This is a genomic window from Engelhardtia mirabilis (assembly GCF_007748095.1).
In the GTDB taxonomy this organism is placed as follows: Bacteria; Planctomycetota; UBA1135; order UBA1135.
Genome location: NZ_CP036287.1, coordinates 1,601,827 through 1,612,401 on the forward strand (window position 1 = coordinate 1,601,827; position 10,575 = coordinate 1,612,401).

A 10,575-nucleotide genomic window follows, 5' to 3' on the forward strand; every position below is an offset into this window, starting at 1 on the left:
TACGCCAACTACGCAGATCAGAAGAGGACCCGATGCGCGTCGGACAGGCCGATCCCGCAAGGCGCACGAGGGTCGAAAGCCGCCATCTGCACCGTCATCGACTGGCCGAGCAGCTCGGGTAGGACCGTGAAGGAGAGCCCCACGCCGCTCCCGGACAACAGGAACAGTGGGCTCGGCGCCGGCCCCAGCCCTCCGATCAGCTCGGTGAAGGTCCCCAGGTCGACCCAGATGGGCGTGTCGGTCCCGCACAGCCCGATCGGTGTCGGTGCGCCGAAGGAGGCAAAGGCCAGGAAACCTTCGCCGTCGCTCGGGTTGGTGGGGGAGTAGGCGCCCTCGGCGATGCCCGAGCAACTCGCGAACTGCGAGCACGGCAGGGAGAGGTCCATCGAACGAAACCGCATCTGCACCGTCTGCCCGACCGAGGCCAGGTGGTTGCCGGTCGGATCGGTGACACCATCGACATCCAGGGCCAACTCGAAGTCCGAGCCGTTGCCAGGATAGTCGGAGAGGGTGCCGTGCAGCACGCCGGCGAGCTTGGCTTCGGAATCGAGGTCGCCGTAGGCAATGCGGAGTGCGTCGATACGCGCGTTGTTGGCTACGTCGAGCCGCACGGTCGAGACCTGCAGCGTCGAGAAGAACGCGGGGATGTCCAGCGACGTCAGCGAGGCATCCGGCGGACCGAGTCCGCTGATCCCGGAGGTCAAGTCGGTCGGGTTGATCCATGCATCCACGGAGGGCTCCGCGTCCAGAACCATGCGCGCGATCACCAGGTACAGCGGGCCGCCGTGGAGGGGGCCGGTGGCTTGGAATCCCGCACAGTCGGCTCCACCGTTGCAGACCCGCGCTGAGACCACGCCAGACGCCGGCGCAAGCATGACCTCGTAGCCGCGCGACGAATTGCAGGGGTCGTAGTTGCTGCGGTCGCGCAGGGAGATCAATGCCGAGTTGGAGGAGCCCGCAGTGCTTCGCATCAGGAACGAGAGCCAGATCTCGCCGCCGACCCACTCGGGCAGGCGCCGCACGTTGTAGCCATTGAAGTGGATCACACGCCCGAAGCCACGATTCGAGTAGTCGAGGTAGCCCGGGGTCGCGCCCATCTGCTCGGAGGCGACGTTCTCGATCTTCTCCGTCTTGTTCGCGAAGTTGCGGTGCCAGGTGCAGGGGAATCCGCGGCCCGTGCTGTGTAGCCACAGCTCGAAGCTCGTCTCGCCGGGGTGCACGTCGGTGCGGAAGTCGTCGGTCAGAAGTGTCGGCGCGAGCGCGGTCGGCCCGACGGACGACTGGGGCGCGGAGTTGGCGGCGACGGCGAGCGTCAGGGCCGCAGCGAGAACGAGCGTGGCTCTCATGGGGGGGGCTCCGTGGTGTGGGTTCAAGGGGTCTAACGGCGATTTGGCCGGGACCGCATGGGATTCGTCGGGTGGCTCGCCCCTGTCAGCCGAGCGACGGAGGGCTCTGGGCCGTGCCCCGTGGACGAGAAACCGCCGCGAGGGGAGCTGTGGTCCCATATGCAACGAGCGACCTCCCAATCCACCGGAGGAAGAAACACGCGGCGGGGCCAGGGGTATAGTGGCCGGACGCCTTTCGCCGAGCCCCTCGGGGTCGTCGCCCATTCAGGAGAACGACACGTGGCCATCACCCTTGCCGCAGCCGCAGCCGCAGCCGCAGCCGCAGCCGCAGCCGCAGCCGCAGCCCTCGCGGTCGCGCCCGCCCTTCCGCTGGAAGAGCTGGTCGGACTCGAGTACCGCTCCTACCGGACCTGGAATATTCAGCTCCCGGCCCAGGCCTTCCAAAAGATCTCGGGCTCGATTCCCGTGGCCCACGCGGGTGGTTCCGGCTTCGCGGTCGAGGCGCGCTCCGGCGGCCTGGCGGTGGACACCGACGGCGACGGCACGCTGGAGAGCGTGATCGAGGGCGTCGAGGACCCCGCGACCCTGGAGCGCACGGCCCAGGTCGTCTTGACGGGAACCGACTTGAACGGTGAACCCCTGCGCTACACCGCGCGCCTGTGGAACAAGGGCGACGGTTGGATGTGGGCCGCGGGTGGCGCGGTCGTCGGCACGCTCGAGGGCACCAAGATCACCCTGGTCGACCTGAATGGCAACGGGCGCTACGACGACGTCGGCGCCGACGCCATGGCGATCGGGACCCGCAAGGTGGCGACGTTCCTTTCGGACGTCGCGCTGATCGGTGACAGGCTGATGACCCTCGTGGTGGATCCGGCGGGCAGCGAGCTGCGCGCCACGCCGTTCACCGGGCCGACCGGCGAGCTGGACTTCCGCTCGGAGCTCGAGACCAAGGGCAAGCTGCTGCAGGCGATCGTGCGCAGCACCGACGGCCGTCACTCCTTCGACCTGGCCGCGAGCCTCGAGGGCATCGCGGTGCCGATCGGGACCTACGAGGTGGTCACCGGCCAGTTGGGCCTGGGCGCGGCCACGGTGCAGGTCGAGACCGGCGCCATGCAGCCCCTCGAAGTCAATGTGGCCGACACGACCGTTCTCGACTGGGGCGGGCCGGTGCGGGCCGAGTTCCAGTACGACCGGCAGGGCGACCAGGTGTTCCTGAGCCCGGACAAGGTCTGGTTCATCGGCGCCGCCGGCGAGCAGTACTTCGGCTGGAACCCGCGCGGCAAGTCGCCGGAGTTCACGATCCGCGAGAGGGGGCTGGGAACCGAGCTGCTCAAGGCCGTCTTCCCCGGCTCTTGTTGAGGCCGCGGTTTCGTACCGGCCGCCGTGAGCGTGCCGTCCAACACCGCGATCGAGATCGAGATGACCGCCAGCACCTGGGCATTCGGGGAGATTCCCGGAAGCTTGCGCCGGGGTGCGGCGTCCGACGCGGTGGCCCGCTAGTGTCCTGGATCCGAAATTCGGCGTCACTTCCCGGGCTCCGATCGCCGCTGGCGTCGTTGCGCCGAGCCAGCGTCGATCGGACCTCCGGGAAGTGACGCCGAATTTCTGATCCAGGACACCAGCCGAAGGTGCCGGGGGGCCACTGCGCCTCTGCTCGCAGCACCGCCCGTCGAAGCACCGTTCGTCGTAGACCCGTCCGCCGAAGTACCGTCAGCCGAAGCATCCATGGGGGCAATGTCGGAGCCAGTCGCCAGACGGCTGGCGCGGGGAGCACGCGTCGCGAGTCTCGTCCTGTGCGTTGCGGCTGCGGGCCGAAGCGCTCGAGCCGCCGCTCCCGGGAGCGCCCAGGTCCCGAGCGGAGCCCTCGGAGGTTCGATCCCGGTGCAGGTCGTCGCGGGGCGCTTGATCGTCTCCTGCGACATCTCGTCACCCACGAACCGCCTGCCGGTCAACCTGCTGGTCGAGTACGAGGGGCTGCACGGGCTGCAACTCCACAACCGCGCCGCCGCGGGCCTGCGCGCCGAGACCGCCGACGGGCAGGCCGTGCCCCTGACGCTGCACTTCCCCGACTTCGACCTGTCCGTCCCGCGTCGCGAGCTCGGTGACGAAGACCTGTACGAGGACTTCACCAAGTACCACTCGATCGAGCTGGGCGAGAACGCCCTGGTGGGCTCGATCGGCGCCGAGCTGCTGGAGCCGTGGAAGGTCACTTTCGACCTGGCCGCCGGCCGCCTCGACCTGGCGCCGCCCGGTTCGGCCCAGGCCCCGCCCTCCGGCCCGGTGATCGACGGCGACGGGTCGGTGACCGTCCCGATCTCGCTGATCAACGACCGCGCCTGGCTGTCGGTGCGCTTCGGGGACGGCAGTCCGGGCGCGATGGCGATCGGTACGGGTCTGTACGACACGCTGATCGACCGCGTCGTCGCCGAGCAGCGCGGCGCGCCGGCGGGCGACATCGGCGCCCTGCGCGTGGGCAACATCGACCTGTGCGAGTACGTGGCCCTGCGGCCGGAGGACGTGGTCGAGGTGCACCCGGACGGAGTCGCGGGCGTGCTCGGAATCAACGCCCTCGAGCACCTGAAGGTCGAAGTGGACCGGGTGCGGCGCACCGCCCGCATCGAGCGCACGGCTCCCGCGGTGCCGGCCTCGATCGAAGCGGACCGGGCCTTCTTCCGCGCGCGCGCCGCCGAGGAGACCGGGCCCCTGATCGCGTTCCTCAACGAGTTCGAAGGCGCCCGGCTCGCGCCCGAGGCGGCCAAGCTGCTGCTCGACCTGACCCTCGACTTCGGCGGTGACGGAGACGAGATCGCCGCCGCCGTGAAGTGGATCTTCGAGACGACACCCGAGGACCTGCGCACCACGCGCATGCTCGACCTGATGGTCGAGATGAGTGACCTGGGCGAGGACGAGGTGGTGCTCGCGGCCGGCGCCCTCGGCGTCGAGAGCGGCCGCGACGACCGCTACCCCAACGCGGTGCACGAGGTGCACGGACGACTGGGTCGCACCTTGATCGAGCGGGGCGAGCGCCGCGACGCCTGGCGCCACCTCTTGTCGGCGGCCTTTGGCCTGCCCGAGGACGGCCGCATCAACTACGACCTGGGTCGCTTCTACGAGCTCGAGGGTCGCAACCAACGGGCCTTCTCGCGCTACGTGCAGGCCGTGATCCGGCCGGAGACCGGCGCGGAGGCGATCGAGGCCCTGGGGCGGGTACAGCCGCTGCTGGAGGATGGCGAGGCCCTCTCGGTCGACACGATCGAGCGCATGATAGCGGGCAAGGTGCGCAACTTCGGCGCGGCCTCGCGCTTCGAGCCGGACCTCGAGCACCCCGCGCAACGCACGGTCCTGTGCGAGTACTTCACCAACGCCTACCTGGGCGACGAGACCGCTGGCGCGATCGGCGGAGCCCTCGGCAACGAGGGCCTGATCAGCCACTTCGACCCCGAGTACGTGGTGTTCCTATCGCACCACCTGCCCTCGCCCCAGCCCGACCCCCTGTGCACCTCCCTGGCGCGGGCGCGGGCGGAGTTGTTGGGCGTGGGCGATCCCGTGGTGCACGTCTTCGACGGGGGCGTGCGCGGCCCCGGCGCCGCCCGCTGGCGCCAGGCCGAGGCGGTCTACCAGAGCTGCCGCGAGCTGGCCCTCGCGCGGCTGACCCAACCCACCGACTTCCGCTTCGAGATCGGAGCCGAGGTCCTGGACGGGCGCCTGCGCGGCACCGTCACGGTCACCGGACCCGAGCTCGACGACCTCGTGGTGCAGGTCGTGGTGGCCGAGAAGGGCGTGCTCTTCCCGGGCAAGAGCACGGTAGTCGTGCACCGCTGCGTCGCGCGGGCGGCGCTCACCGGCGACGACCTGGGCCTGCCCTTCACGCCTGAGGGCGGCGTGATGGACGTGGACTTCGACGTCTCCTTCGACGAGCTGGCCCAGCGCCAGGAGGACTTCCTCGAACAGCTCGAGGCGGAGGGCCTCGGCTCGGCCACGCCGATCTCGACCCAGATCGACCCGCGCCAGGCGCGCGTGGTGGCCTTCGTCTTCCGCCGCTCGAGCGGCGCCGTCCTGGGCGCGGCCCAGGCCGAGCCGAGCCTGCCCGAGGAGCTGCGTTGAGCGGCGATCCGAGTCGCGACCTCGACCAGCTCGCCGCGCGCGCCACCGCGGCGATGCGCTCGGCCGCCTCGCGCGAGGGCCTGCACGAGGGCCTGCGTCGATCCTTGCCCCTGATCGCCGTGGTGCCGGCGATCGCGGCCGGGGTCGCCGCCCTGCGTTGGCAGTCGGGCGTGGCACCGGATTGGGTCCCGCCGGCGATCGTGGTGTTGACGGCCCTCGCCCTGCCGCTTGTCGCCGCTGCGACGGCGTCGGCCCGCGCCTGGACGCGGCCCGTGCAGCGTGACCAGGCGCTGGGCCAGGTGGATCGCCAGTTGGGCCTGAAGGACCGCCTGGTCACCGCCGACGAGTTCCTGCGCTCGGGTCGCTCCGGTCCCTTCGAGCGCGCGGCCATCGCCGATGCGGCCGCGCACCTGGCGCGGGCACTGGCCCAAGCGGTGGTGCTCGAAGTGCGTCCTTGGAACGTCGCGAGACGGGCCGCGGGTTGCGGGGCTCTGGGCGCCGTCGCACTCGCTGCCTTCCTGTGGCTGGCCGCGCGCCCGGTGACGTCTGCCGGTGGCCTGCAAACCGAGGAGGTCGTCGCGGCCGCGGCCGGGCCCGCCCTGACTCCGGCCGACGAGCCCGTCCAGGACGAGCCCGAGCGCGCCGTGGCCCCGGAGGACGAGCGTCCCACGGATCCGCCCCGTCCGCGCGAGAGCCGCGCCGGTGAACGCCCAGCGAGCGCGCCCACGCCCGAGCTCTCCGACGTGGTCAAGGAGTCCGCCGGCAAGAGCGGCGCCGGCCGCTCGGCGGGTGCCCTGTCGTCGAGCTCCGCCAGCCAATCGCGCAGCGCGCCCTCGACCCAGGGCCAGGCCTCGAAGCCCAGCGAGCGCAAGCTCGAGGCCAAGCCCTCCCAGGCCAAGCGTCCCGAGCCCGAAGAAGCGCCCGAGCCCCCCGAGAGCAAGGAGGACGACGAATCCGGCGCCACCGCCGGCCGCGGCGCTTCGAAGGGCTCCAACAAGAACCCCACGGCCTCCGACTGGCGCAGCCGCGACCAGGTCACCAACGAGGACGACCAGGACATCGACGACGACGAGGACACGGCCGACGACGAGGAGGAGCAGGAGTCGCGCGGCGGTGTCCAGCCCAACCTGCGCGACCGCCGTCCGCCCGTCAGCCGCGACCTGCAGATCGGCTTCGGCAACCGCGCCAACCCCGACGCCAACGGGCGCGGCGGGCCGTCCCAGCCCAAGAAGTCCCGCGGGGTCGCGTCGTTGGTGTTGGGCGTGCCGATCCCCGATCGCGTCAAGGGACGCCCCGGTCCCGGGCCTACCAAGATCACCCAAGAGCGCATCGAACCCGAGGGCGAAGAGGCCGTCGCGATCGAAGCCAGCGCGCGCACGCCGCGCCGCGGCCCCGCGGGGCGCCTCTCCTCACCGGACCTCGAGCCGGCCCTGCGCGACCTGGTGCGCGCCTACTTCCTCACCTTGAGAAGCCACGAAGGAACTCCATGAGCGATTCACTACAGGGCGGCGCCGAGCTGGCCCACGGAGCGGCGGCCGAGTTCCGCGAGGTCTTCGGCCGCATCAAGGCCGAGGTCGGGCGGGTCATGGTCGGCCAGGACGACGTGGTCGACGGTGTGCTCACGGCGCTGTTGGCCGGCGGTCACGTGCTGCTCGAGGGCGTGCCCGGCCTGGGCAAGACCATGTTGGTCTCGTCCCTCGGTCGCGCGGTGGACCTCTCCTTCTCGCGCATCCAGTTCACGCCCGACATGATGCCCGCGGACGTGCGCGGCACGTCGGTGCTGGTGGAGGGCGAGGGCGGCGGCCACGAGCTGCAGTTCGAGGAGGGTCCGATCGTCGCGCACCTGGTGCTGGCCGACGAGATCAACCGCGCCACGCCCAAGACCCAGTCGGCCCTGCTCGAGGCCATGCAAGAACGCCAGGTCACCGTGGGCAAGCGCACGATCGTCCTGGAGGAGCCCTTCTGCGTGATGGCCACCCAGAACCCGGTGGAGCAGGAGGGCACGTACCCACTGCCTGAGGCGCAGCTCGACCGCTTCCTGTTCAAGCTGATCGTCGGCTACCCGCGCGAGGACGAGTACGGCGCGATCCTCGACCGCACCACGGGCGACGTGCAGGTCGAGCTCCAGAACGTGTCGTCGGCGGCGGAGGTTCGCAAGCTGCGCCACACCGCGCGCCAGGTGCCGGTGCCCGAGCACGCGCGCACCTTCGCGGTGCGCCTGGTGATGGCGACGCAACCGGGCAGCGACTACGCGCCCGGCATCGTCAACCAGTTCGTGACCCTGGGCTCGAGCCCGCGCGGCGCCCAGGCCCTGCTTCTGGGGGCCAAGGTGCGCGCCCTGCTCGCCGGGCGCTTCGCCGTGGCCTGCGAGGACATCCGCGCGGTGGCGCCGGCCGTGTTGCGCCACCGGGTGCTGCTCGGCTTCCAAGCCCGGGCCGAGGGCGTCACCGCCGACTCGGTCGTCGACGAAGTGTTGAAGACCGTGCAAGCGCCCCAGGAGGCCGCTCGGTGAAGGCGGCCTCCGAGCCGGCGCTCGACGGACTGTTCGACGCCGACTTCCTCGAGTCCGTCCAGCACCTGCGCGTGATCGCCAGGCGCGTGGCCCCCCGTGGTCGCTTCGCCGAGCAGCGCTCGCGCGACCGCGGACACGGCCTCGAGTTCCAGGACTACCGCCCCTACGTGGCCGGCGACGACCTGCGCGCCATCGATTGGACCGTCTACCGCAGGCTCGGCCGAGTCTTCCTGCGCCTGTTCGAGGAGCTCGAGGACCTGCCGGTCTACCTGCTGCCGGACGTGTCGCGCAGCCTGTGGCTGGAAGACCCGCCGCGGGTGCGCGCCGGGTTGCAGTGCGCCCTGGCCCTGGGCGCGATCAGCCTCGGCCACCACGACTCGGTGGGGCTGTTCCCCTTCTCGGACGACGTGGCCACCCTGCTGCGGCCCCAGGCCGGCAAGGCGCGCCTCTACAACCTGGCGGACCGTCTGACCGAGGTCGAGCGTGGCGGCGTCACCGATCTGCGCCGCAGCCTGTCGCGCTTCGGCGCCCTCGGCCTGCGCGAGGGCCTGGCGGTGGTGATCTCCGACTTCTTCGACCCCGGCGGACTGGCGGCGGTGACCGAAGCCCTGCGCGGCGTGCGCCACCGACTGCTGTTGGTGCAACTGGTGCGGGGCACTGACCGCACGCCCGCGGCGATGGACGGCGACCTGCGCCTGGTCGACTGCGAGACCGCCGAGGTGCAGGACGTGTCGGTCACGCCGGCCGTGCTCGAGCGCTACCGCGACGCCTACGACCGCTTCGCCGACGGCCTGCAGAGCTTCGCCCGCAGCCGGGGCGCGGGCCTCCTGGCAGTCGACGTCGAGCGCCAAATCGTGCCCCAACTGGCCGAGCTCTTCGAGCAGGGGAGGTTCACGGTTTGAACCTGACCACCCTCGGTCCCCTGGCCTTCGGTCTGGGCCTGCTCGGCCTGGCCGCTGTCCTGTTCGCGCTGCAGCGACTGCGCGTGCGCCACGAGGAGCTGCCCGTGGTGACGACGCTCTTCTGGCGCGAGGCGGTCGAAGAATCGCGCGCGCGGGTCCTGACCGAGCGCTTCCGGCACCCCTGGGCCTACCTCTTGGCCCTCGCGATCGCGGGCCTGTTGTGGTTCGCGGTGGCCGCGCCGCGGCTGTTGGATGACGTCGGACGCCACTACACCGTGCTGCTCGACGGCAGCGCGGGGATGGCCCTCGTCGACGCGGACGGCGGCGCGCGCTTCGACCGGGCGCGGGCGGCGGCGCTCGAGATCGCGGCGCAGTTGCCGCGCGAGCGCACCGATGTCGTCTGGTGCGGCGCCAGTCCGCGCACCCTGCTGGCGGCGGGGGAGGCGGGCGCGCTGCTCGAGCGTCGAATGGACGGTTTGGCTCCGGAGGCGGCCCCCGCGAGCATCGAACGCGCGCTGCGCCAAGTGGCGGTCGAAGCCCAGGACGAGCTTGGACGAACGGTAGTCGTGGTGGGCGACGGACCGGTGGCCGCCGACCTGATCGAGCGCCTGCCCGGGCAGATCGAGGTGCGCCGCGCCGAGTTGCCGGCCGTCGCCGGCGCGGGAGTCGGCATCGTCGCCCTGGGCGTGTCGCCCGCGGCTTCGGGTACGTGGACCCGCGTCGACGTTCTGGTGGAGCTCGCGGGCGAAGGCGCCCCTGGCGCCGAGCTGAGCGCGAGCCTGGACGGCGTGGCCCTGGTCGCCGGCGACGGGTTGCACGGCTCGATGGATCGAAGCAGCGCGGCCCCGGACCGCTCGCAGTTGCTGCTGCGCGATCTGCCGGCCGACGGCGGTCGGCTCGAGTTGCGCCTGGGGTCCGGCGACGCCACGCCCCTGGACGACGTGGCGCGCCTGGACCTGCCGCGCCGTCCGCGCATCCGGGTCGACGTCGATCCGGGGCTGGAGGCGATTGCCGCGGTGCTCGCCGCCGACGACGCGGTGCTGTTGGTCGCACCGGGCGCGGCGTCGGACCTGCGCGTGGTGCGGGGCGACGGCGAGGTGGACGGGCCGGCCCTGGTGCTGGCCAGCTCGGAGCTCCAGGAGGAGGCAATTCTTCTGACCCACCGCGAGGGGCTCGACTCGGGCGCGGCCCTGCGCGCGGCCCTGGGTGAGCTCGGCCTCGACCGCATCGACGCCACCGAACTCGCGAGCCGCGCCGGCCGCGCGATCAGCGTCGGCGCCCGCCCGGGGCCGGAGCGGCAGGTAGCCCTGTGGGAGGAGCTGCTCGATCCGGAGCGCTTCGATCTCGTGGAGAGCCGCGCCTTTCCGGTGCTGGTCGCGCGGTCGGTGCGTTGGCTCGCAGACCAGGACCCCTTCCTGCCCTACCTCGCCGCGGACCGGCCCCTGCCGCGCAGGCTCGCCGACCCGCGACCGCAGCTCACCTGGCAGCTCGCGCCGGTGCCCGCCGTGGCCGGCGAACTGCAACTCGCGGACGGCTCTACCCACGCGGTCTCCCTGTTCGACCAGAGTGCGACCTCGTTGCAGCCCGCCGACCTGGCCGGGGTCGTCACCGCGCCCGACGGCTTCGACGCGGTGACCTGGATCCTGCTGCTCGCCCTGGCGCTGACCGCGCTCGAGTGGTGGCTGGTGCGGCGGGGGAGGATGCCCTGACC

At 71.8% G+C, this 10,575-nt stretch carries 7 protein-coding genes; 6 read left to right on the forward strand and 1 reads right to left on the reverse strand.

The window, feature by feature from the left end:
* Nucleotides 1-17: 17 nt before the first annotated feature.
* A complete protein-coding gene (locus Pla133_RS05775; protein ID WP_145063397.1) occupies nucleotides 18-1,346 on the reverse strand; it encodes a hypothetical protein in 1,329 nt (442 codons plus the stop codon).
* Between the two features lie 279 nt (nucleotides 1,347-1,625).
* Between Pla133_RS05775 and Pla133_RS05785 the strand changes: the two genes are divergently transcribed.
* From Pla133_RS05785 to Pla133_RS05810, 6 genes are all read left to right on the forward strand, one after another.
* Nucleotides 1,626-2,705, forward strand: a complete 1,080-nt coding sequence (locus tag Pla133_RS05785; RefSeq protein ID WP_419192169.1) for a hypothetical protein — start codon at nucleotides 1,626-1,628, stop codon at nucleotides 2,703-2,705.
* 522 nt (nucleotides 2,706-3,227) lie between these two features.
* Nucleotides 3,228-5,450 carry a tetratricopeptide repeat protein gene (locus tag Pla133_RS05790; RefSeq protein ID WP_145063404.1) on the forward strand — a complete coding sequence of 741 codons (2,223 nt, stop codon included), beginning with the start codon at nucleotides 3,228-3,230 and terminating at the stop codon, nucleotides 5,448-5,450.
* Complete coding sequence (locus Pla133_RS05795) at nucleotides 5,447-6,940, forward strand: hypothetical protein (protein WP_145063406.1); 1,494 nt, start codon at nucleotides 5,447-5,449, stop codon at nucleotides 6,938-6,940. The genes Pla133_RS05790 and Pla133_RS05795 overlap by 4 nt, the downstream gene beginning before the upstream one ends.
* Nucleotides 6,937-7,962, forward strand: a complete 1,026-nt coding sequence (locus Pla133_RS05800; RefSeq protein WP_145063408.1) for an AAA family ATPase — start codon at nucleotides 6,937-6,939, stop codon at nucleotides 7,960-7,962. The genes Pla133_RS05795 and Pla133_RS05800 overlap by 4 nt, the downstream gene beginning before the upstream one ends.
* Nucleotides 7,959-8,864, forward strand: a complete 906-nt coding sequence (locus Pla133_RS05805; RefSeq protein ID WP_145063410.1) for a DUF58 domain-containing protein — start codon at nucleotides 7,959-7,961, stop codon at nucleotides 8,862-8,864. Before Pla133_RS05800 ends, Pla133_RS05805 begins: the two co-directional genes overlap by 4 nt.
* Nucleotides 8,861-10,573: a VWA domain-containing protein gene (locus Pla133_RS05810; protein WP_145063412.1), complete on the forward strand. Its 1,713-nt coding sequence runs from the start codon at nucleotides 8,861-8,863 to the stop codon at nucleotides 10,571-10,573. Before Pla133_RS05805 ends, Pla133_RS05810 begins: the two co-directional genes overlap by 4 nt.
* The last annotated feature ends 2 nt before the right edge of the window (nucleotides 10,574-10,575 follow it).